This is a genomic window from Flavobacterium sp. U410, from assembly GCF_053570605.1.
This window is the reverse complement of sequence record NZ_JBSEFI010000018.1, coordinates 67,589-91,500: the sequence shown is the minus strand read 5'-3', so window position 1 is coordinate 91,500 and position 23,912 is coordinate 67,589. Positions and strand designations below refer to the sequence as shown.

22 protein-coding genes are annotated in these 23,912 nt (G+C 34.3%); 9 read left to right on the top strand and 13 right to left on the bottom strand.

All coding sequences use genetic code 11. The features are described 5' to 3' along the window. The coding region (locus ACUSJC_RS12550; RefSeq protein ID WP_449269912.1) for a T9SS type A sorting domain-containing protein at window positions 1–457 on the top strand (457 nt) is incomplete at its 5' end. A gap of 81 nt (window positions 458–538) precedes the next feature. On the opposite strand, the gene dnaB is transcribed toward ACUSJC_RS12550, so the two are convergent. The 5 genes from dnaB to tgt form a co-directional block, all read right to left on the bottom strand. After that, window positions 539–2,089 carry a replicative DNA helicase gene (dnaB, locus tag ACUSJC_RS12545; protein WP_449269911.1) on the bottom strand — a complete coding sequence of 517 codons (1,551 nt, stop codon included), beginning with the start codon at window positions 2,087–2,089 and terminating at the stop codon, window positions 539–541. Between the two features lie 152 nt (window positions 2,090–2,241). Beyond that, a complete protein-coding gene (locus tag ACUSJC_RS12540) occupies window positions 2,242–3,195 on the bottom strand; it encodes an acetyl-CoA carboxylase carboxyltransferase subunit alpha (RefSeq protein ID WP_449269910.1) in 954 nt (317 codons plus the stop codon). Window positions 3,196–3,256: 61 nt separating this feature from the next. Then, a complete protein-coding gene (locus ACUSJC_RS12535; protein ID WP_449269909.1) occupies window positions 3,257–4,153 on the bottom strand; it encodes a DMT family transporter in 897 nt (298 codons plus the stop codon). Continuing rightward, the gene (locus tag ACUSJC_RS12530) at window positions 4,140–5,219 is read right to left on the bottom strand and encodes an LptF/LptG family permease (RefSeq protein WP_449269908.1); all 1,080 of its coding nucleotides are present in this window, start codon (window positions 5,217–5,219) and stop codon (window positions 4,140–4,142) included. Before ACUSJC_RS12530 ends, ACUSJC_RS12535 begins: the two co-directional genes overlap by 14 nt. 2 nt (window positions 5,220–5,221) lie before the next feature. Continuing rightward, window positions 5,222–6,352 (bottom strand): tRNA guanosine(34) transglycosylase Tgt, encoded by a 1,131-nt coding sequence (gene tgt, locus ACUSJC_RS12525; protein WP_449269907.1) that lies wholly within the window; start codon window positions 6,350–6,352, stop codon window positions 5,222–5,224. A gap of 184 nt (window positions 6,353–6,536) precedes the next feature. On the opposite strand from tgt, the gene ACUSJC_RS12520 reads away from it, so the two are divergent. After that, window positions 6,537–7,385 carry a transketolase gene (locus ACUSJC_RS12520; RefSeq protein WP_449269906.1) on the top strand — a complete coding sequence of 283 codons (849 nt, stop codon included), beginning with the start codon at window positions 6,537–6,539 and terminating at the stop codon, window positions 7,383–7,385. Window positions 7,386–7,403: 18 nt separating this feature from the next. After that, window positions 7,404–8,360: a transketolase family protein gene (locus ACUSJC_RS12515; RefSeq protein WP_449269905.1), complete on the top strand. Its 957-nt coding sequence runs from the start codon at window positions 7,404–7,406 to the stop codon at window positions 8,358–8,360. A gap of 52 nt (window positions 8,361–8,412) precedes the next feature. On the opposite strand, the gene ACUSJC_RS12510 is transcribed toward ACUSJC_RS12515, so the two are convergent. Then, on the bottom strand, window positions 8,413–9,369 hold the full coding sequence (locus ACUSJC_RS12510; protein ID WP_449269904.1) for an ion channel: 957 nt from the start codon (window positions 9,367–9,369) through the stop codon (window positions 8,413–8,415). A 59-nt stretch (window positions 9,370–9,428) separates the two neighbouring features. Then, complete coding sequence (mtaB, locus tag ACUSJC_RS12505) at window positions 9,429–10,757, bottom strand: tRNA (N(6)-L-threonylcarbamoyladenosine(37)-C(2))-methylthiotransferase MtaB (protein ID WP_449269903.1); 1,329 nt, start codon at window positions 10,755–10,757, stop codon at window positions 9,429–9,431. A 171-nt stretch (window positions 10,758–10,928) separates the two neighbouring features. On the opposite strand from mtaB, the gene ACUSJC_RS12500 reads away from it, so the two are divergent. Then, window positions 10,929–11,195 carry a hypothetical protein gene (locus ACUSJC_RS12500; RefSeq protein WP_449269902.1) on the top strand — a complete coding sequence of 89 codons (267 nt, stop codon included), beginning with the start codon at window positions 10,929–10,931 and terminating at the stop codon, window positions 11,193–11,195. Here ACUSJC_RS12500 and ACUSJC_RS12495 read toward each other — a convergent pair. The 3 genes from ACUSJC_RS12495 to ACUSJC_RS12485 all read right to left on the bottom strand — a co-directional run bounded on the left by ACUSJC_RS12495 (window position 11,192) and on the right by ACUSJC_RS12485 (window position 13,218). After that, window positions 11,192–11,518 carry a hypothetical protein gene (locus tag ACUSJC_RS12495; RefSeq protein WP_449269901.1) on the bottom strand — a complete coding sequence of 109 codons (327 nt, stop codon included), beginning with the start codon at window positions 11,516–11,518 and terminating at the stop codon, window positions 11,192–11,194. The genes ACUSJC_RS12500 and ACUSJC_RS12495 overlap by 4 nt on opposite strands. Continuing rightward, the gene (locus tag ACUSJC_RS12490; protein ID WP_449269900.1) at window positions 11,518–12,693 is read right to left on the bottom strand and encodes a GlmU family protein; all 1,176 of its coding nucleotides are present in this window, start codon (window positions 12,691–12,693) and stop codon (window positions 11,518–11,520) included. The genes ACUSJC_RS12495 and ACUSJC_RS12490 overlap by 1 nt, the downstream gene beginning before the upstream one ends. Window positions 12,694–12,963: 270 nt before the next feature. Then, window positions 12,964–13,218: a type B 50S ribosomal protein L31 gene (locus ACUSJC_RS12485; RefSeq protein WP_449269899.1), complete on the bottom strand. Its 255-nt coding sequence runs from the start codon at window positions 13,216–13,218 to the stop codon at window positions 12,964–12,966. A 213-nt stretch (window positions 13,219–13,431) separates the two neighbouring features. Here ACUSJC_RS12485 and ACUSJC_RS12480 point away from each other — a divergent pair, with 213 nt between their 5' ends. The 5 genes from ACUSJC_RS12480 (at window position 13,432) to ACUSJC_RS12460 (ending at window position 19,337) form a co-directional block, all read left to right on the top strand. Next, window positions 13,432–13,971 carry a DUF4199 domain-containing protein gene (locus ACUSJC_RS12480; protein WP_449269898.1) on the top strand — a complete coding sequence of 180 codons (540 nt, stop codon included), beginning with the start codon at window positions 13,432–13,434 and terminating at the stop codon, window positions 13,969–13,971. A 4-nt stretch (window positions 13,972–13,975) separates the two neighbouring features. Beyond that, the gene (locus tag ACUSJC_RS12475; protein ID WP_449269897.1) at window positions 13,976–14,926 is read left to right on the top strand and encodes a glycosyltransferase family 2 protein; all 951 of its coding nucleotides are present in this window, start codon (window positions 13,976–13,978) and stop codon (window positions 14,924–14,926) included. Between the two features lie 56 nt (window positions 14,927–14,982). Further along, window positions 14,983–16,710, top strand: a complete 1,728-nt coding sequence (locus ACUSJC_RS12470) for a phospho-sugar mutase (RefSeq protein WP_449269896.1) — start codon at window positions 14,983–14,985, stop codon at window positions 16,708–16,710. Further along, window positions 16,710–18,569 (top strand): ABC transporter ATP-binding protein, encoded by a 1,860-nt coding sequence (locus ACUSJC_RS12465; protein ID WP_449269895.1) that lies wholly within the window; start codon window positions 16,710–16,712, stop codon window positions 18,567–18,569. The genes ACUSJC_RS12470 and ACUSJC_RS12465 overlap by 1 nt, the downstream gene beginning before the upstream one ends. Window positions 18,570–18,635: 66 nt before the next feature. After that, complete coding sequence (locus tag ACUSJC_RS12460) at window positions 18,636–19,337, top strand: hypothetical protein (protein ID WP_449269914.1); 702 nt, start codon at window positions 18,636–18,638, stop codon at window positions 19,335–19,337. Here the strand turns inward: ACUSJC_RS12460 and ACUSJC_RS12455 are convergent. Genes ACUSJC_RS12455 through ACUSJC_RS12445 form a run of 3 tightly spaced genes read right to left on the bottom strand, consistent with a single transcriptional unit; the run spans window position 19,334 to window position 23,905 of the window. Then, window positions 19,334–20,659 carry an MATE family efflux transporter gene (locus ACUSJC_RS12455; protein ID WP_449269894.1) on the bottom strand — a complete coding sequence of 442 codons (1,326 nt, stop codon included), beginning with the start codon at window positions 20,657–20,659 and terminating at the stop codon, window positions 19,334–19,336. The two genes, ACUSJC_RS12460 and ACUSJC_RS12455, sit on opposite strands and share 4 nt — an antisense overlap. A gap of 13 nt (window positions 20,660–20,672) precedes the next feature. Further along, window positions 20,673–21,395 (bottom strand): hypothetical protein, encoded by a 723-nt coding sequence (locus ACUSJC_RS12450; protein WP_449269893.1) that lies wholly within the window; start codon window positions 21,393–21,395, stop codon window positions 20,673–20,675. A 50-nt stretch (window positions 21,396–21,445) separates the two neighbouring features. Further along, complete coding sequence (locus ACUSJC_RS12445) at window positions 21,446–23,905, bottom strand: TonB-dependent receptor (protein ID WP_449269892.1); 2,460 nt, start codon at window positions 23,903–23,905, stop codon at window positions 21,446–21,448. Window positions 23,906–23,912 lie beyond the last annotated feature (7 nt).

Here is a 23,912-nt window from a genome sequence, read left to right as displayed (position 1 = left end):
TACTGTAATTGACGATACTGTTACTGAAAATTCAGGTGTCTTAACAGCGAACCAATCGGGTGCTACCTATCAATGGTATAGCTGTCCAAATACTATTCTAACAGGGGAAACAGATCAAAGCTATACTCCTACTGTTGATGGCGATTATAAAGTCGAAATTACCGTTGGTTCATGTACTGTTGAATCTAATTGTACCACAGTATTAGATGTAAAAGATTTTGAGAGAAGTAATAGTTTCTCAATATATCCAAATCCTGCAAAACAAACTCTTTTCATTAAGACAATGGAGGATAAAGAATTGGTGATTGTCAATCAACTGGGACAAACCGTTAAAAAATTAAACGTGCTTTCTTCTATTGAAAACGCAATTGATATTAGTAATTTGTCGCAAGGAATCTATCTGATCCTAGATATTAATAACTCTTCGAAAAGCCAAAAACTGATTATAAATAACTAATTCTCAAAAAAAGAGCGATTCAAATTTGAATCGCTCTTTTTATTTTTAGGACTAGTCAACTGTCAATTAGTCAAAAATTCATTAGAAAGGAACATCAGAATCGTCATCATCTGTAGAATTCATATTGCTTCCAAAAGCTTCATTAGGTGACGGTAAATTTGGTGTTATAAATGGATTACTGTCATCCAAATTCATTTTAGAAGGCAATTCGTCAAAAGGTGAACTGAAATCATCTAAATTGTCAAACTTACCTAAACTTCCCACAAACTTAAGACGAATGTTATCCAAACCTCCGTTACGGTGTTTTGCTACGATAAATTCGGCCTGACCTTGAGTTGGCGAACGTTCTTCGTCATCCCATTCTTCAATTTTATAGTATTCCGGACGGTAAATAAACGATACAATATCGGCATCCTGCTCAATCGCTCCCGATTCCCTTAAGTCAGAAAGCAAAGGTCGTTTACTGGAACCACGTGTTTCTACTGCACGCGATAACTGTGAAAGTGCAATTACCGGAACGTTCAATTCTTTTGCCAATGCCTTTAAGTTACGGGAAATAGTTGAAATTTCCTGCTCACGATTTCCGCCTCCTTTACCATTTCCACCAGCTGTCATCAACTGAAGATAATCGATCACAATCATTTTAATTCCATATTGTGAAGCCAAACGTCTCGCTTTGGCACGTAAATCGAAAATAGACAATGATGGTGTATCATCAATATACAATGGTGCTTTTTCTAAATCTTTTACTTTAATAGAAAGCTGCTCCCATTCGTGTTTTTCTAACTTTCCGGTTCTTAATTTTTCGGAAGACAATCCTGTTTCCGATGAGATCAAACGCGTAATCAACTGTACAGACGACATCTCTAAAGAGAAAAATGCCACCGGAGCTTGATAATCGATTGCCATATTTCGTGCCATTGACAACGTAAACGCCGTTTTACCCATACCGGGACGCGCTGCCACAATAATCAAATCGGAAGGTTGCCAACCTGAAGTTAGCTTATCCAAATCATGAAAACCTGTTGGAATTCCACTTAACCCTTCTTTATTGGAAATTTCTTCAATTCTTTTTTTCGCTTGAATTACCAAACTTTGAGCCGATTCTGAACTACGCTTGATATTTCCTTGTGTTACTTCATATAGTTTGGATTCGGCTTTGTCTAATAAATCAAAAACATCGGTAGTTTCATCATACGATTCTTCGATAATTTCATTAGAAATTTTAATTAAGCTTCGCTGAATGTATTTCTGTAAAATAATTCTTGAGTGGAATTCGATATGTGCCGAAGATGAAATTTTTTGTGTCAACTGAATGAGATAAAAATCACCTCCGGAAAGCTCTAATTTTCCGTTTCTCTTTAACTGAGCTGAAACTGTTAATAAGTCGATAGGTTGTGTATCATTGAACAGTTCAACGATAGCTTCAAAAATATATTTATGTGCATCTTTGTAAAAGGCATCGGGTTGTAAAATATCAATTACTTCATCAACTCCCTTTTTGTCAATCATCATAGCTCCCAATACCGCCTCTTCTAAATCAAGAGCCTGCGGAGGAAGTTTTCCTTTTTCTAAATTAATAATAGTAGTTTTATCTACTTTAATAGGGTTTATATTTTTGATGTTTTCCATTTTGCTAAGGTAACCAAAAATTAATAGCTTGATTTATAAGTTAATAAACAAAACACGTTAACAACTCTGTTTATAACTGGCTGCATTTTGTTAATAAGGCAAAAAAAATCCGAAACGGTAAGGCTTCGGATAATTCTAGTTTTTTTGAAGGCTTATTCTTTAAACTCGCCCATATTACAGTATTTATCCATTCTTTGAGCTGTTAAATCAGTTGTTGATAAATCTTTCAATTCTTTATATGATTTTGAAATAAATTTCTCTACAGTTTTAAAAGTAGTTTCTCTATCGTAATGAGCTCCTCCCAGCGGTTCAGGAATAATATCATCAATTAATTTCTGTTTTTTCATATCAGGAGCAGTCAATTTCAATGCATCAGCTGCTTGTTCTTTGAATTCCCAACTTCTCCATAAAATAGACGAACAAGATTCCGGAGAGATTACAGAGTACCAAGTGTTTTCCAACATGAATACACGATCTCCGACACCTATTCCTAAAGCTCCACCTGAAGCTCCTTCTCCAACAATTACACAGATGATAGGTACTTTTAAACGGCACATTTCAAAAATATTGCGAGCAATAGCTTCACCTTGTCCCCTTTCTTCTGCTTCCAGTCCCGGATAAGCACCCGGAGTGTCAATGAAAGTTACAACCGGTAAATTAAACTTCTCAGCCATTTTCATCAAACGCAAAGCTTTGCGATATCCTTCCGGATTAGCCATACCGAAATTTCTAAATTGACGTGTTTTGGTATTGAATCCTTTTTGTTGACCAATAACCATAAAGGATTGTCCGTCAATTTTACCTAAACCGCCTACCATTGCTTTATCGTCTTTTACTCCTCTGTCGCCAAAAAGTTCTAAAAAAGTGTCTCCGCATAAAGCCCTGATATAGTCCATTGTATAAGGACGACTTGGATGTCTTGACAACTGTACTCTTTGCCAAGCGGTTAAGTTTTTATATATATTTTTCTTTGTTTCTTCTAATTTCTTTTCGATTTGTTTACAAGTATTCGAAACATCTACATCCGATTCTTGCCCTATCACTACGCATTTATCCAACTGATCTTCAAGCTCTTTAATCGGTAGTTCAAAATCTAAATATTCCATAGGTTATTAAATTTGGTTCTTGTTTGCTAATACAAAGATAAAATTTTCAATAATATTAACTTCAGTTATTTTTGAGTTTTTGTTTTTTCTGGTAGTTTTTCACCACTGCATTTAATAAAACAGTTGATAATATAATAAGTGCTCCGACATAAAACGAAGGATTCATTTTTTCCTTTTCGTTGAAAACTAAGACGGCTAAAATAATTCCGTAAATAGGTTCTAAATTGATGGTCAACATCACGGTATAAGGAGTCAAATGTTTCATGACTGCAACCGATGCAATAAAAGCATAGGCTGTACAAACTGATGCTAAAAGAAACAACCAGCCTAAATCGGATAATGAGATTTGGAAAAATTCTGCTGAAAAGCCAGAAGTCACCAATAAGTATATTGACAAGAAAAATACTCCGCCTAATAATTCGTAAAAAGAAATAGTTGCCGGATGGTATTCTTTGGCAAACTTTCCGTTAATCACGGAAAACAAAGCGGATAGAAAAGCTGACGTTAAGGCTAATACAATTCCTAAGACATAATCGCCTTCCACATTAAAAATAATATACAAACCTAGAACAACAATGAGTCCGAACAGCACTTCGTACCAAACTACTTTTTTACCATACAATAACGGCTCCAAAAAAGAAGCAAAAAAAGCTCCGGTCGATAAACACGCTAAAGTCACAGAAACATTGGAAACTTTAATTGCTTTAAAAAAAGTAAGCCAATGTAAAGCAATCACTAAACCGGCCAACACCATAAAAAAAACAGCTCTTTTGCCTAGTCTTAAAGGTATTTTTCTCCAACCGATAAATAAAAGAATAATTGTAGTTGCTATAGCCATTCGCCACCAAACCAACGGCAAAGCATCTAAAGAAATAAGCGCTCCTAAAACCGCAGTAAATCCCCAAATAAACACAATTAAATGAAGATGTAAATAACTCTTAAGATTATCGTTTTGCATTTCGCAATAAGTAAAAAGCTAAAACTCCGAAAACAATATTAGGAAACCAAACTGCTAACAAAGGGGAAATACTAGATTTCTCGGCCATGGTTCCAAAAACTTTATCAAAGAAAATAAAAGTAAACGCTATACAAATTCCGATAGCTAAATTGACTCCCATTCCTCCTCTTCTTTTCATTGAAGAAACCGAAACGGCTATAATCGTTAAAATAAAAGCAGATACCGGTAAGCTGAATTTTTTATAAAAAACGACTAAATAGGTATTAATATTAGCACTTCCTTTTGCACGTTCCTTATTAATAAAATCATTCAATTGACCAATTGTCATCGTTTCGGCAACATAAATAACAGGCGTTAAATCATCAGGCTCAAAATTGTATTTCTTAATTTCTTTGTTGGAAGAAGTCAAAACGTCGTCTAAATCTCCGATTTTTCGACTGGTATAATTAAATAAGGTATATACTTTTGTTTCCTCGTTATATTTAATTCTATTAGCATTTATACGTTCTGCTAATTTAGTTCCTTCAAATTTCTCGTAAACAAAATTAAATCCGGTTTTAGACAAGTAATTATAATTACTAACATAAATATACTCGTTGGGGCTAATTTGTCTAAAGATATCCGACGTTTCCCGGGTTTTATTATTCCCTTTTAAGTATTCGTATCGAAAATCATTAAAACCTTTACTTGCTTTAGGTACTAGGAAAAACCCCATAACTAAAGCAAAAACAGAAACTATAGTTGCTCCTATAAAATAAGGCTTTAAAAAACGTTGAAAAGAAATTCCCGAACTTAAAATGGCAATAATCTCTGTATTATTAGCTAATTTCGATGTAAACCAAATAACAGATAAGAACAAAAATATAGGGAATAACAAGTTGGCAAAGTAAACTGTAAAATCGACATAATACAACAGAATTTTCTCTATTGGAACATTCTTTTCAATCATTTTATTTACCTTTTCAGATACGTCAATAACTATTCCAATAGGGATAAACATTAACAGCATGACTGAAAAAGTAGCCAAATAACGTTTTAAAATGTACTTGTCAATTAGTTTTAGCATACTTATAATCTTTGTGCTAATTGAATAACCATTTTATCTTTCCACTCGCGGAATGTTCCTGCTAAAATTTGTCGTCTAGCCTCACGAACTAACCATAAATAGAAACCTAAGTTATGAATAGTTGCAATTTGCTTTCCTAAATATTCATTAGCAGCGAACAAGTGACGAAGATACGATTTTGAATATTCCAAATCCACGAAAGTATGTCCCATTTCGTCAATCGGACTAAAATCGGCTTCCCATTTTTTATTTTTAATGTTGATAATTCCGTTTGCCGTAAACAACATTCCATTTCTGGCGTTTCGTGTTGGCATTACACAATCAAACATATCAATTCCTAAAGCAATATTTTCCAAAATATTAACCGGAGTTCCCACTCCCATTAAATATCTCGGTTTGTCTTCCGGTAAAATAGCTGTTACTACTTCGGTCATTGCATACATTTCTTCAGCAGGTTCCCCAACAGAAAGTCCACCAATTGCATTCCCTTCTGCACCAACATTTGCAATATATTCCGCTGATTGTTGGCGTAAATCTTTATATGTACTTCCTTGAACAATTGGGAACAGTGTTTGCTCATAACCATATTTCACAGGAACTTTTTTCAAATGATCCACACAACGATCTAGCCAACGATGTGTCATGTGCATTGAGCGTTTAGCATAACGGTAATCACACGGATATGGTGTACATTCATCAAATGCCATGATAATATCGGCACCAATAGTGCGCTGGATTTCCATTACATTTTCCGGGGAAAAGAAATGATACGATCCATCAATATGTGATTTGAATTTTACACCTTCTTCTTTAATTTTTCTATTGGAAGACAAAGAATACACTTGATATCCTCCAGAATCGGTTAAGATATTGCGATCCCAATTCATAAATTTGTGCAATCCGCCCGCCTTTTCTAAAATATCGGTTTGCGGACGAAGATATAAATGATACGTATTCCCTAAAATAATATCAGGATTAATATCTTCTTTTAATTCTCTTTGGTGCACTCCTTTTACAGAAGCTACAGTTCCTACAGGCATAAAAATAGGTGTTTCAATTACGCCATGATCTGTTGTAATAACACCTGCTCTTGCTTGACTTTTTGTGTCTTTCTTTAATAAATCAAACTTCATAAACAAAATTTTCAGGGCAAATATAAAGGAAATGAACCACTTGAAAGTACTTGGTTGTAAAATTTAGAATAGTTTTAGGATTTATTTTGTGGATAAATATAGTATAACTTTAATAAGTTCCTGATAAAAGGTTTGTTGGAAGAAAAATTAAAAATTATTTTTGCAGAAATTTTAATCAAAATAAATGAAACCTAACACACAACAATTACAAGATTTAACCATTCAGGTAAGACGTGATATTTTACGAATGGTTCACGCCGTGAATTCAGGACATCCTGGAGGATCACTTGGCTGTACCGAATTCTTAGTCGTATTATATCAATATATGATGGATCGTAAAGAAGGTTTTGATATGGACGGGATCGGAGAAGATTTATTCTTTTTATCAAACGGACATATTTCTCCTGTTTTCTACAGTGTTCTAGCGAGAAGCGGTTATTTCTCAGTTTCAGAATTAGCTACTTTCAGAAAAATAAACTCTCGTCTTCAAGGTCACCCTACCACTCACGAAGGTTTACCGGGAATCAGAATGGCTTCCGGATCTTTAGGACAAGGAATGAGTGTGGCTATTGGTGCTGCTTTGACTAAAAAATTAAATGGCGACAATCATTTGGTTTATAGTTTACATGGAGACGGAGAATTACAAGAAGGACAAATTTGGGAAGCTGCGATGTATGCTTCTGCCAAAAAAGTAGACAACTATATTGCAACGGTTGATTACAACGGACAACAAATCGATGGTTCTACAGAAGATGTTCTTTCATTAGGTAATCTTAAAGCTAAATTTGAAGCTTTTGGTTGGGATGTTTTAGAAGTAAAAGAAGGAAATAATATTGAAGCTATTATTACCGGAATGACTGAAGCAAAATCAAGAACCGGAAAAGGAAAACCGGTTTGTGTGTTATTATACACAGAAATGGGTAATGGTGTTGATTTCATGATGCACACACATGCTTGGCACGGTAAAGCTCCAAGTGATGAGCAATTAGCTAACGCATTATCTCAAAATCCTGAAACTTTAGGAGATTATTAATTCAACACACAACTCGAAATGAAAAAATACGAAAATACAGGAAGTAAAGATACTCGTTCAGGTTTTGGTGCCGGTTTAACAGAACTAGGCCAAAAGAACGAAAATGTAGTAGCACTTTGTGCTGATTTAATCGGTTCGCTTAAAATGGATGATTTCAAAAAAAATCACCCGGAACGTTTCTTTCAAATAGGTATTGCCGAAGCTAATATGATCGGTATTGCTGCTGGTATGACTATCGGAGGTAAAATTCCTTTTACGGGAACTTTTGCTAACTTTTCAACCGGACGTGTTTACGATCAAATTCGTCAATCGGTAGCTTATTCTGATAAAAATGTAAAAATCTGTGCTTCGCATGCCGGATTAACATTAGGTGAAGATGGTGCTACTCACCAAATCTTAGAAGACATTGGTTTGATGAAAATGTTACCGGGAATGATAGTGATTAACCCATGCGACTATAACCAAACCAAAGCAGCTACTATCGCTATTGCTGACCACCACGGACCAGTTTACTTGCGTTTTGGTCGTCCAAGCGTTCCAAACTTCACTCCGGAAAACGGTGAATTTGTAATTGGTAAAGCAGTAATGCTAAACGAAGGTACTGATGTTACTATTTTAGCAACAGGTCACTTAGTCTGGGAAGCTTTAGTTGCTGCCGAAAAATTAGAAGAAAAAGGAATTTCTGCAGAAGTAATTAATATTCACACGATTAAACCTTTAGATGAAGAAGCAATTTTGAAATCAGTTGCTAGAACAGGTTGTGTGGTTACTGCTGAAGAACACAATGTTATCGGTGGTTTAGGAGAAAGTGTTTCCAGAACATTAATCACAAACAATCCGGTTCCGCAAGAATTTGTGGGTGTAAATGACAGTTTCGGAGAAAGTGGAACTCCAGCGCAATTAATGGAAAAATACGGCTTAAATGCTGATGCTATTTTTAAAGCTGCTGAAAAAGCTATTTCAAGAAAAAAATAATCTTAGAATTATTTATAAAATAGAAAACCACGCTAAAAGCGTGGTTTTTTCATTAGAATACAATTCTTTCAAATTTATCTATTAAATCCAGATTTAAAACCGTCATTTTATTAGAAATGTCTCTTTTAAACATGGGTAGAAATTTAGCTCCATATTCTACTTCATCAAACAAATAAGATGTTCTTTTGACAACCGTTGTACTATACATATCATCAAAAGCTTTAAAGAAAACAATGAATTCACCGTGTATATTTTTAAATTCCTCTTCCGAGAAATTGTAGAGCGGACTATTTTCTGTAATAGGATGAACAATTGTCCAATTGAGAGGCAACGCATTAATTTTATCCATTTCGAGGTCTAAAATGTAAAACTTATTCACTTTTGTACCATTCTCATCGACGTTAATTCCAAGTGTTAAGCGTATTTCAGCATCTATAAGATTGGTATTCTTATAAGGTGCCAAGCGAAACATAAGTGCTTTCCCTCCTTCATAAGGTGCGATTATAGCATTCTTAGAAAATTTAATATAAGCTTTAGCTTTACTAAATCGTCCAAAAAACAAACCGGTAGCAATGGCAAAAGTTAGTAACCCAATTAAAGCTTCAATGGAAGACACAAAACTGGTTAGAAAACCTGTTGGGTTAATATGTCCGTAACCAACAGTTGTACACGTTTGTACACTAAAAAAGAAGGCTTGACCAAATTTCTCCAATTCATTATCTGCAATAATACCATTCAAATATTCTACTCCAATGTTATAATAAAGCGTCGCAAAAAATAAATTCACTACCAAATAAAACAAAAACACGATAGCCCAAAACTTCATACTTGAAATATTGAGCATAGCATGATACCAACTAATGCTCTCTAAGAAACTTATTCCTTTTTTCTTCACATTAGCATTACCTTCTTTGGTAATAAAACGTCCTCCGTAATTTGAAGCATTGGAACCAAAACCCGTATCCTTCTCTATTTTTGCTTTGCTATTTATTCTTTTAAAAATTGCCATCCTTTGTAATTTCAAGTAAAGCTAAATAAAAAATCCCAATCTATCGATTGGGATACTATCTATACTGTTTCTTTCACAAATTCGATTCGGACACTTCCTTCTTCATCTATTTTTGACAAATGAACCGGATGCAAGGTATTAACCAGTTCCGGATTCCAAGGTGTTTTTACTTTTACGTAATTTTCCGTAAACCCGTGAATGTACCCTTCTTTATTTTCGCCTTCAAACAAAACGGTTCTTGTTGTTCCGATTTGACTTTCATAAAAAGCTCTTCGTTTTTTAACGGAAAGTCCGCGTAACATTTTACTTCGTTTCGAACGCACATTCATTGGCACTACTCCATCCATTGCAACAGCTTCGGTATTATCTCTTTCCGAATAGGTAAACACGTGTAAATACGAAATATCCAAATCATTTAAAAAATGATACGTTTCCAAAAAATGTTCGTCGGTTTCACCCGGAAAACCAACAATCACATCGACTCCGATACACGCATGCGGCATTACTTCACGAATTTTAGCCACTCGTTCCGAATACAACTCACGCATATAACGACGTTTCATTTTCTTCAGAATATCATTGCTTCCGCTTTGCAACGGAATATGAAAATGCGGGACAAATGTTCTGCTTTTTGAAACAAATTCTATGGTTTCGTTTTTCAACAAATTAGGCTCGATAGACGAAATACGCAAACGCTCAATTCCTTCGACTTCGTCCAAATTTTGAACCAATTCTAAAAACGTATGTTCGTGTTTTTTGTTACCAAATTCACCTTTACCATAATCACCAATATTCACTCCGGTCAACACGATTTCTCGAATTCCCTGAGCCGAAATTTCAGCAGCATTCTTCAATACATTTTCCATAGTATCGCTACGAGAAATTCCTCGAGCCAGCGGAATCGTGCAATACGTACATTTATAATCACAACCGTCCTGTACTTTTAAGAAAGCACGCGTTCTGTCGCCAATAGAATAACTTCCGACGTAAAAATCAGCCTCTTCAATTTCGCAAGAATGCACCTCGCCCATATCATTTTTAGACAAGTCATTGATGTAATCGGTAATTTTAAATTTTTCGGTAGCTCCTAAAACCAAATCCACTCCGTCAACTGCAGCTAATTCTTCCGGTTTTAATTGGGCATAACAACCCACAGCAGCTACAAACGCTTTATCATTTTTCTTAAGTGCTTTGCGAACGATTTGTTTGAATTGTTTATCAGCATTGTCAGTAACCGAACAAGTATTGATAACGTAAATATCGGCTACTTCTTCAAAATCAACACGTTGAAATCCTTCGTCTTGAAAATTTCTGGCGATAGTTGATGTTTCTGAGAAATTCAATTTGCATCCTAAAGTGTAGAATGCTACTTTATTTTTATTTTCCATACGTAACACTCAATTAATGAAATCGTTGTCAAAAAATTGAGGAGTACAAAGATAAGATTAAATTAGATATTTAGACCATTAGAGATTTGCATATTTTTAAAATCTGATGTATTTCTACAATAACGCTGTAACTTTTAAAAATTTTCTTGCGTATAATTACCAAAAAAGATTATGGCAGGTTATTATGGTTCTCCAAAAGTTGCACTACAAAACAACAAAGCTTTATTGGGAGAAAAAAATAGACTTTCTAGAAAAGATTATATTGGCTCAATTGATTCTGAAGGACACGATCCCATAAAAGCTACACCGGAATTGTTAGAAGAAATTCGCATTCGGTTTCAAGCTGAAAATAAAAAAAGAAAGAAAAGACAAATCCTCCTTGCTCTTCTTTCTTTAGTTATAACTTTATGTCTTTTGTTAATCGTTGTATTTGCTTAATCTATTTCTGATTGACCTATATCTTGAATAGAATCTATTTTTACTTCTTCTTTTTTCCATTTTTTCTCTAAGAGAATGTAGACCAAATAGACCGAACCTGCACCAGCCGGTATTCCTAGAAGTGCCATGAGTACAGAATTATCCCAATCGATTTCAAAGCCAAAAAACAAGCTCATTAAACCTAAAGTTAACCCTATAATAGCTTGACCTACATAATACACAACAACACCTAAAAAAGCAAACAACCATTTGTTTTGGTTGTATTTTTCAGCCAATTGGTAAAAATATTTTCCTACCCAATAAATTAAAATGATTCCAAACATTATTCTTTTCTATACTTCTTAGTTTCTTCAAAAACGTGTTCTAAAATGGCTGCATCTTGTTCGGTGAACTCCACATGACGACGACTCATTACAATCTTAGCCGTTTCAAAAGCTTTTTTAGTAATGTAAGTTGTAAAACCCGAAGCGCCACCCCAAGAAAAACTAGGTACAAAATTGCGAGGAAATCCGCTTCCGAAAATATTAGCCAAAACTCCAACCACTGTTCCTGTATTAAACATAGTGTTAATACCACATTTACTATGATCGCCCATCATTAAACCACAAAACTGCAATCCGGTTTTAGCAAAACCTTCCGTTTCATAGCTCCACAAACGAACTTCTTCGTAGTTGTTTTTTAAGTTGGAATTGTTAGAATCGGCACCAATATTACACCATTCGCCCAAAACTGAATTCCCTAAAAATCCGTCGTGACCTTTGTTTGAATACGCAAATAAAACCGAATTACTCACTTCTCCACCCACACGGCAATGTGGACCAACAGTAGTAGCACCATAAATTTTAGCGCCTAATTTCACTTGCGCCTCTTCGCACAAAGCAAAAGGCCCGCGAATTAATGAACCTTCCATAATTTCGGTATTTTTCCCAATATAAATAGGTCCCGAAGAAGCGTTTAACGTCACAAACTCTAATTTGGCACCTTCTTCAATAAAAATATTTTCAGGAGCAATTACATTGACACTTTTAGGAATAGGTTGCGAAAATCGCCCTTCAGTAAGCAATTCAAAATCTTCACGAATGGCTATGTCATTTTTTGCAAAAATGTCCCAAGTGTTTTCAATTCTAATGAAATCTTCATCATAGTCAATCAAGTCATATTCATCAAAATCAATATCTTCTTGTGTGTCATTCGTATAAAAAGCAATAATTTCTTCACCCGAAATAATCGCCTGATTTTTCTCCAAATTCAAAATCATTTCTACTAAAACTTCATTCGGAAAAAACGAAGCATTAATCATAATATTTTCCTCCATTTCCACCATCGGAAATTTATCCATCAAATATTCTTCCGTTAAAGTGGTAGTAGTATAACCCAAGTATTTTTCCCATTTTTCGCGGATTGTTAAAATCCCGACACGAATATCGGCTACCGGACGAGTAAAAGTAAACGGAAGTAAAGCATTGCGAACCGTTCCGTCAAAAAGTATATAGTTCATGATTTTGAAGTCAATAAATTTAAGTGTCGCTAAGTTACAAAGTTTTTCTATAAAAATGCTAGAAATAAGAAGCACACTACAAGATTTCAAATTACCGGTTGTCGCGCTGTCCACTCTATTTATTTTTTGTCACACTTCGGCAAGCTCCGTATTACAAAAAATAAGATGCCGTTTCCATCGCGGCTAAACATTGCGTTTTGCTTTCGCAACTTTAGCGCATAAAAAAAACCACGCAAAGAGCGTGGTTTTTTATATTGTGATAAATTTCGATTATTTTTTATCGAATTTAGCATATTTAGTTTTGAATTTATCAATACGACCAGCTGTATCGATAAGTTTAGATTTACCAGTATAAAATGGGTGAGACGTTCTAGAAATCTCCATTTTAAATACAGGATACTCAACACCATCAACTTCGATAGTTTCTTTAGTTTCTACTGTAGATTTTGTAATAAACACATCTTCATTTGACATATCTTTGAATGCCACTAATCTGTAATTTTCCGGGTGAATACCTTTTTTCATAATGTAAATCTTTTATTTGCGATTACCTGTTACTCCGCGGCTTTCTCTTCAAAAGGTGTAAGCAACACAATAACCTTTTATTGTTAATCTTTTTTATTTGAGAGTGCAAATTTACACTAAATTTTTAATTTACAAGCTTTACTGTAACTTTTTTTATTTTTCTTCAACTAATATAGATAACTTATTCTGTTTATATTTGTAATTTATTTTAATATGGAACAAACTACATCACCTAGCAAATCGGGAACAAATTACGCAATCGTATTTGGAATCATCATGATTCTTGAATTGGTTCTTATGTATGCTCTTAATATGAATGCACAAACAAACCCTACAATTGGCGTTATTATTAATGTTCTTAATTACCTTGTTTTACCTTTTACTTTTATCTATTTAGCAGCTAACCACTTTAAAAACAAAGTAAACGGCGGTTATATTTCTTTCGGACAAACTTTAAAAGTAGGCTTATCTATCTGTGCTTTAGCAGCTGTTATTTATGGTGTATTCTATTTTATTTTTGATTTTATTTTTCCAGAATTCAAAACAGATATGATTAGCCAAATTGAAGCGATAACTGTAAAACAAAATCCAAATATTACAGCCGAGCAATTAAAAATGTCTATGAAGTTTGTTAAAACATTCATGGAACCTTACGTTGCTATTCCATTTTCAATTGTGATGTATAGCGTAATTGGTTTAATCCACTCTTTAATTGTTGGTGCTATTGTAAAAAAGGACAAACCTGCTTTCTAATTGTATGAACCTATCTATAGTAATCCCTTTATTAAACGAACAAGAATCGTTGCCTGAGTTACACCAATGGATTAAGAAAGTGATGGATACGCATCACTTTTCGTATGAAATTTGGTTTATTGATGATGGCAGTACTGATGATTCTTGGAATATTATCCAATCACTATCGAAAGAAAATCCGAGTGTAAAAGGAATTCGTTTTTTCCGTAATTACGGAAAAAGTCAAGCTTTACACGCCGGTTTTGCGCGAACTAATGGTGAAGTGGTTATTACTATGGATGCCGATCTACAAGATAGCCCCGATGAAATTCCGGAATTATACCACATGATTACCAAAGAAGGTTACGATTTAGTTTCGGGTTGGAAAAAGAAACGTTACGATTCTGTCATTGGTAAAAACTTGCCGTCAAAATTATTCAATTGGGCAGCCCGAAAAACATCCGGTGTAGTTTTACACGACTTCAACTGCGGTTTAAAAGCCTACAACAGTAAAGTAGTGAAAAACGTAGAAGTTTCGGGAGAAATGCACCGCTATATTCCGGTATTGGCAAAAAATGCAGGTTTTGCTAAAATTGGCGAAAAAGTAGTACAGCATCAAGCCCGCAAATACGGAGAATCTAAATTTGGAATGGAACGTTTTATCAACGGATTTTTAGATCTGATTACGATTTGGTTTCTATCAAAATTCGGAAAAAGCCCGATGCACTTGTTTGGCGCACTAGGTGTGTTGATGTTTATCATCGGTTTTATTTCAGCCGGATTCATTGGATTTTTAAAACTTTGGAAATTATACCATCAAGAACCCACCATTTTAGTTACTGACAATCCGTGGTTTTACATTGCTTTGACCACCATGATTATTGGTACTCAATTTTTCTTAGCCGGTTTTTTAGGCGAAATTATTTTAAAAACAAAAAGCAACGAAGAACGCTATAAAATAGAGCAAGAAATATAAGCCCTCTATTAGTCATATATTCTTTGTAAATTTGCATTCCAAAATTTGATTTAAATATGCATATCGATCAACATATTTTAGATAAAGTAAACGAATGGCTTACTCCTGTTTTTGACGAAAAAACACAAGAAACCATTAAAGAAATGATAACCTCTAGTCCGAAAGAATTAGAAGATAGTTTTTATAAAAATTTAGAATTCGGAACAGGCGGAATGCGTGGAATTATGGGCGTAGGCACCAACCGAATTAACCAATATACCCTAGGTAAAAACACACAAGGGCTTTCTAATTATCTGAAAAAAGTTTTTGCCGGAGAAGAAATTAAAGTCGCTATTGCTTACGATTGTAGAAACAACAGCAACACTTTAGCTAAAGTTGTAGCTGATGTTTTTTCCGCAAATGGAATTAAGGTGTACTTATTTTCCGAATTGCGCCCAACGCCAGAATTATCGTTTGCTGTTCGTTATTTGAACTGTCATGCCGGAATTGTTTTGACAGCTTCTCACAATCCGCCGGAATACAACGGTTATAAAGTGTATTGGCAAGATGGCGGACAATTGGTTCCACCACAAGATGGCGAAATTATTCAAGTGATTGAAAGTTTACAATACAACGAGATTCTTTTTGAAGCGAATGAGAGCTTAATCGAATATATTGATACAGAAATTGATCAGGCTTTTTGGAAATCAACCGTTGAAAATGCAAGTTTTGACACGCCACAAGAAGCGAAAGACAATTTAAAAATTGTTTACACGCCTTTACACGGAACTTCTGTAAAAGCAATTCCAAATGTTTTGGACTTAGCGGGATACAAAGATGTAAACATTGTAGAAGAACAACGCGTTCCAAACGGAAATTTCCCAACAGTTAAATCACCAAATCCGGAAGAGCCGGAAGCGTTAACGATGGCATTAGCTTTAGCCGACAAAATCAACGCTGATATTGTAGTAGGAACCGATCCTGATTCTGACCGATTGGGAGTTGCTGTTCGCGATTTAGACGGAAAAATGAAATTGTTAAATGGCAACCAAACGATGGTTATCATGACCGCTTTCCTTTTAGAACAATGGAAACGCGCCGGAAAATTTAAAGGAAACGAATTTATTGGTTCTACTATTGTTTCTACTCCATTAATGCTTGAATTAGCAGAAGCCTATGGTGTAGAATGTAAAGTAGGATTAACAGGTTTCAAATGGATTGCGAAATTCATTAAAGATTTCCCGAACCAAAAGTTTATTGGCGGGGGTGAAGAGAGTTTTGGTTACATGGTAGGCGACAATGTTCGTGATAAAGATGCCGTAGCGGCTATTTTATTGGTTTGTGAAATTGCTGCTCAAGCTAAAGCTTCAGGAAGCAGCCTGTTCCAGGAATTAATCAATCTTTCTGTAGATTTTGGATTTTATAAAGAACATTTAATTTCGATTACCAAAAAAGGAATTGAAGGGGCTAACGAGATCAAACAAATGATGATCGATTTACGCGAACATCCTTTGACAGCAATTGCCGGAGAACGTGTAGTTTGTATTGAAGATTACCAAAGTTCTAAAGGCAAAGACTTTATGAATGATATTGAATTTGATATTCATATCCCTAAATCAAACGTTTTAATTTACTATTTAGAAGACGGAAGTAAAATTTGTGCTCGTCCTAGCGGAACTGAACCTAAAATAAAGTTCTATTTTAGCGTACATCAGGTGTTGCCTTCTGCCGATGAATATCAATCTGTAGAGAAAAAATTAGACGCTAAAATTGCGCAAATTATTACCGAAATGAAATTGAACTAATGAAAAAAATCATTAAAAAATTAATGCCACATGTCAAGCCTTTAAAAAGACATGTGGTTTGGAATATTATCTATAACATCTTATATGCTCTTTTTGGCACATTATCTTTTGTAATGCTTATTCCGTTATTAAACGTAATGTTTGATAAAAATCAAAGAGTTTTAAAAGAGCCTGTTTTAGCAACAAGAGATAGTTGGTATGACTATATAGTTAATATCAAAGAAGTTTTTGAATATGTAAAAGAACTTTTCAATTATAAAGTAACTTCACTTACAGAAAATGGCGAACCGCAATTTGCTTTACTTTTAGTGGTTTCGTTAGTAATTATCACATTTTTATTAAAAAACTTGGTCGGTTACTTTGCTTCATATCATATGCTGCATTTACGAAACGGTATTATGACAAGCTTGAGAGAAGAAATGTACAATAAGATCATTAGCTTACCGGTATCTTTCTATTCTGAAAAAAGAAAAGGAGATGTTATGGCGCGTATGCTGGGTGATATTGGAGAAGTTCAAAATTCATTCTTCACCTTACTCGAATTAATTGTAAAAGAACCTCTTACCATCATCTTTTCTATTGTGATGATGTTTACTTTTAGCTGGAAATTAAGCATTTTTGTTTTTATTTTTATTCCAATATCGGGGCTTATTATCTCTAGAATTGGTAAAAACTTAAAAGCCCAATCTTTAAAAGCTCAAAACGAAGGCGGATATATGATTTCCTTAGCTGAAGAAACTTTAACCGGATTAAAAGTCGTAAAAAGCTACAATGCTGAACCTATTTTTAAACAGAAATTTAAAGACTCCATTAACCGTTTATTACGCTTAGCTAATAAAATGGGAAAAAAACACAACTTAGCTTCTCCTATGAGTGAATTTTTAGGAATTGTTACTATTGCTGTTTTGTTATGGTATGGTGGTAACCTAGTTTTAGTTGAAAAAACGTTAGAAGGAACTGTCTTTATTTCTTTCATGGGATTAGCTTACAACATCTTAACCCCTGCAAAAGCTATTTCTAAAGCTTCTTATCAGGTTAAGAATGGTATCGCTTCTGCTGAACGTGTTTTTGAAATTCTAGAACAAGAAAACACCATTGACAGTAAAGAAAATGCATTAGTTAAGGACACTTTTGAAAAAGCTATTACCATCGAAAACATCAACTTTAGATATGGGAACGAAAATGTTTTGAAAAACTTTTCTCTTAAAGTCCCTAAAGGAAAAACAGTTGCTTTGGTTGGTCAATCGGGTTCCGGAAAAAGTACCATCGCTAATTTATTGACTCGTTTTTATGATGTGAATGAAGGAAGCATTAAAATTGACGATACAGACATCCGCGATTGGAACATTCATTCGCTTCGCGGATTAATGGGATTAGTAACTCAAGATTCCATTTTATTCAACGACACTATCAAAGGAAATTTATTGATAGGTAAACCGGATGCTACTGACGAAGAAATCATTGAAGCATTAAAGATTGCCAATGCGTATGAATTCGTAAAAGACTTACCTAACGGAATAGAGACTAATATCGGGGACGCCGGTGGAAGATTATCCGGTGGACAAAAACAGCGTTTGTCTATTGCTCGTGCGGTATTGAAAAATCCACCGATTATGATTTTGGACGAAGCCACTTCTGCTTTAGATACAGAAAGTGAAAAATTAGTTCAGGTCGCTTTAGAAAACATGATGCAAAACAGAACTTCTGTAGTTATTGCACACCGTTTGTCTACTATTCAAAAAGCCGATACTATTGTAGTCATGAATAGAGGTGAAATTGTAGAACAAGGTACTCATGCTGAATTAATGGCTAAAGACGGTACTTATGCTAAATTAGTTTCGCTACAATCTTTTGAATAAAACTTAGTTTAAAAAAACACCAAAATCTCCATGAAATGCTTACATTTGATGGAGATTTTTTTATGTATGTATATTGAAAATTCCAATATTAAACTGAGCGACAATGACGATACCATAGTCTGGAAATACTTAGATTTATCTAAATTTTTAGACATGTTATTATCCGAAAAACTCTTTATGTCGCGCTCTGATAAATTTGAAGATCAGTATGAAGGAACGTTTTCTGAACCTACTTATGAAGAAATCAAAAAAATTGCCGAGAACAATCCGAAGTTTTTAGATTACTACAAATCGCATCGCGAAAAAGTCGTGATTAGCAGTTGGCATGCCAATGAATATGAATCTTTTGCCATGTGGCAAATTTTCACCAAAAACAACGAAGGTTTAGCTATTCAATCCACAATAGGACGTTTAAAAGCTGCTTTGCAACCCGAAAAGCATTTTGAGCAGTTTATTGGCGAAGTAAATTATATTGATTACAAAAAAGATTTTATTCCTTTTGACGATACGTTTTTCCCTTTTTTATTCAAACGAAAAAGTTTTCAGTACGAAAAAGAAATTCGAATTATTTCCGATGTAAGCCAAGATAATTTAAAAATTGACAACGGTTTAAAAATAAATGTCAATATTGCCCAACTGATCGAAAAAATCTACATTCACCCGAAAAGTGAAAATTGGTATAAAAAATTGGTTATCGAATTGGTTGAAAAATTGGGTTTTGGTTTTACTATTGAAATATCAGATTTAGAAAGCGATATTCTGATTTAAGTTTTTTCTCCAAATTCTTTTCGAAACCAATAAATTAGTGGAAAACTTCTGGCTATAATCCAAAAAGTCATAGCTATAAAAATAGCTTTCAATTGGACTCCAAAATGGTCTAACAAAAACAAAACAGGAACATACACTACAAAGGTTGCCACCATTAAAAGATTCCTCAATTCTTTGGTTTTCCCTAACCCTTTAAATATTCCATCATAAATAAAAGCCAAACTACACAAGGGTTGCATTACTAATATAATCCAAAAAATACTGTAAAACTGAGTTAATACTTTAGGTTCATCCGTAAATAAAAGTCCAATAGGTTTATACAAAATCAATCCTATAACTAACATTAAAATGCCAAAAACAAAACCATAACGCATCAGAATTTGCCCTAAATCTAACAGTAATTTATATTGCTTAGCGCCATAAAACTTTCCGGCTAAAATATTTCCGGCACTTGAATATCCATCAATTAAAAAAGCACCTAAAAACCAAATATTAATAGCAATAGTATAAGCTGCGATAAAAGTTTCACCATAAGCTGTAGCAAAGCTAGTTCCTAAATACAAGGTCACGTTTAAAGCTAAAGTTCGGATAAACAAATTGGCTACCATCTCAAAAAAATGCTTCAATTCTTTATGCAAAGGCAAGCGTAATCGTAAAGAAATATCGGTTTTTCGCAACAACAAAAAAGCCGCTAAAACAGCCATAATCATTTGAGCAAGAACACTCGCTAAAGCAGCTCCTTGAACGCCCATTGCCGGAATAAATTCATCCCATCCGAAGACAAATAAAAAATCTAACACAACATTGACCACCATTCCTGCAATAGCCACAATCATGGGATAATACGTATTTTGAAGTCCTCTAAAGGTTCCAAAAATAGAAATGGTGAATAATGTAAAGGGAAAGCCAAACACCCGAATTCTATAATAATCCACACAATACTCTAAAATAAGATGTGATGCATTATAGAACTTGAAAATAATTTCAGCTAAAGGATAAGTCAAGAACACAATGAAAACACCTATTGCGGTAATAATATAAGCTGTTTGTGCCGGTAAATTTTGGATTTCGTCTAATTTATTTGCTCCTAAATATTGAGAAACTATAGACGATAATGCACTTCTTGTTTGCCCTAAAACCCAAATAAGCATTGACAAAAAAGTAGTTACAATACCAACTGCCGCTAAAGATTCTGTAGCATGTTCTTTCAAGTTCCCAACTATAGCAACGTCGGTTAACGAAAGTAAAGGTTCAGAAACTCCGGATATTAAAGCAGGTATAGCAAGTTTGTTGATGTTTTTAAAAGAAAGTGATTCTTCCATCTAAAAAAGGATTCTAGATTGGCATGTATTCTTCTGCTTTCCATTCGTCAACCAAAAGATTCACATAGTGATAATGTACTTTATCTTTTTTATCAAAGGCTCCGTTTTTGTTGATATCTTCCAAGCTTCTTAGATATAAACGATTTTGACCTTCAATAACATTCCAATCAATTAACTCATTATAATCATCTGAAACTTTGGTAAAACGGCTACCATCAATAGCACTTAAATATAAAGATTTAATATCATTTTGATCAATTTTACCATCTTTATTGGTATCACTATCCACTAAAGTATATACTAAAATTTGCTTTTTGGATTTATCGGCAATAGTATTCAAATAGGTCACCGTTTGTATTTGCATTTTTTGATCCGTTAAAGGATAAATTGAAGTAGAATCGATATGCTGAAACTTTAAGTTTTCAAAATAACCCGTCAACTCAAAACGGTTGTAGTTAGAAATTGCATAACTCACCTGATTGGTTTTACTAGAACCATATACTTTACTATAATCGTCATATACTCTAACATCTCCTACCGGGTGAATCAAATATTTGGTTCCTTCCATCAAAATAGGCAAATCGGCAATTTTAATAGAAGTTGTATCTATTTTTCTTTCTTCACGAATAGTTGATTTCACTTCTTCATAAATTACCTTAGGTGTTTCTTTTTCTTTTGTACAACTTACCAAAAGTGTTACTAAAACAACCGAAATATAAACAGGAAGGATTCGCATAACTTATTAATTTCTTTACCAAATATACTAATTTTTCAACAGCTTTATCTTTATAGCCTAGCAATTAACTTAACATTAAATACGCGGGTTGTCATATAATTAGGTATCCCATATTGTGATTTTGTATACACATCGCGAACCCAAGTATTTGTAATTGAATTTTGATTATTAAATAAATTATAGATTTCGAAGCCCAGTGAAAACTCACTAAATGGCTTCATCCATTTCCAATTGGATTGTAAACTTTTATCTTTAAACACATACGAAAAACCGGCATCGGCACGACGGTAATCCTTCAATCGCAATTGGTAATCATACGGATCAGCATAAGAAGGTGAACCTCCCGGTAATCCTGTATTGTAGACCAAGTTCAGATATAATTTCACATTTGGAATATTAGGCATATAATCCTGAAACAATAAACCGAATTTCAAACGTTGATCCGTTGGACGAGCTATCCAGCCTCTATCATTATAATTTTCTTCTGTTTTCAAATACCCAAAACTAAACCAAGATTCGGTTCCCGGCACAAATTCACCATTCAATCGGGCATCAAAACCATAAGCATACGCTTCCGCATTATTATCGGCTTTGTAACGAATACGAACGTTATTAATTGTATATACGTTTACATCCGTCATTTTTTTATAGTAAGCTTCACTAACCAATTTAAAAGGTCTTCCCCACATTTTAAAACTATAATCATTACTCAAAACCACATGGAAAGAGCGTTGTGCTTTTACGTTAGGATGTACAGTTGCTGAAGAATCACGTAATTCTCTGTAAAAAGGCGGTTGATAATACAAACCTCCCGACAAACGAAACATCATGTCTTTTTCCCAAGTTGGCTTAATTGCCAATTGAACTCTTGGAGAAACCACAAATTGTCCGTCCCCTTTAACATCTTGTGTTTCTACTTGCCAATAATGACCACGAACTCCCGCATTTAACCAATATTGATGTTCTCCTATTTTCCCTCTATAATTCCATTGCCCATACCCTGAAAAACGATTGATTGTGGTATAATTAGTCCCTCTTGAATTAAAATAAGGAGCCAATGGTCCGGTATATGGATTATAAGGTTGGTCATTTTGATACTCTAACCTAGGAGCGGGCAATGAAAAACCTGCAGAATCTATTACTTCCCATTCTACTAAGCGATCGCGAATGTCTTCATACGTATATTTAATACCCCATTCAACTTCGGATTTATCATCCAATTGATGGTATCCTTTTACTTCTCCATTAAAGATTAAAGCATCTAAATCGTTACGTGCGTGGGTTAATTGTCCTCCTACTCCTCGGCTGTACACTACATCTCCGAAAGTATTTGAACCAATATTAGAGTCTACCTCTCCTAAACGGTATTGCGCCAGAATATCATAGTATTCTTGTTCTTGTGTATGATAGGTTGAGGCTATAAACTTCAGTTTGTTTTTTTCATTGTATTGGTAAACCGATTTTACTGCACCAAAAAGCGTCGTATACTCATCTTTTTCTTGCCCATCATAAACCACTAATAAGGCAATAGGATCACTAACTGTCCCAAAATTAGTTTGACGGCTTAATGGTTGATAATGGTATTTATTTTGTGAAACATTACCCAAGAAACTCCATTGCCACTTAGCTGAAGCGTTATAATTAAATAATGTTTGTATATCTGCAAATGATGGTCTATAATTAGTTTCCGTTTCTTTACTGTTCACTAAAAGACTATTATCACGGTAACGAACTCCTGTGATATTACTCCATTTTTGGTTTTTAGAAACACCTTCTACCGTTAAACTCCCGCCTAATAAACTAGCATCTAAAGCCGCTTTAAAACGTGTTGGATTTCGATAGGTAATATCTAAAACAGAAGACATTTTATCACCATATTTTGCTTGAAAACCTCCGGCAGAGAAATCAACATTGTCTACCATTTCAGTATTGGTAAAGCTCAATCCTTCTTGTTGTCCTGAACGAATAAGAAATGGACGATACACTTCAATTTCGTTAACATATACTAAGTTTTCGTCGTAATTTCCACCTCTAACCGCATAAGAAGTACTCAATTCATTATTTGAATATACTCCCGGTAAAGTTTTAATGATATTTTCAATTCCGGGATTAGCCCCAGGAATTCTCCGAATTACAACCGGATCGATAGTAGTTATACCTTCTACCCTTTTTTTATTACTTCCGGTTACTACCACTTCTCCTATTTGAGAAACATTCGCATTCATAACCGGGTTGAATTCATAATCTTCATTTGGTTTTAAATCGACCGTAACAACCGTATTTTTATAACTAACATGAGAAAATTTGACTTCTACTTTTTGGTTTGCAGGAACATCTAAAAGGTAAAAACCGTTTTTATTGGTTACCGTTCCGGTTTTTCCGAAACTAACGGTTACATTTTCTACAGGCTGATTAAATTCGTCTAAAATAACACCTTTAATACGGGCCGTTTGTGCCAAAGCTAAAGTCGCACACAAACTAAAGACGAAAAGAAAAAGATTTTTTTTCAAGTAATTT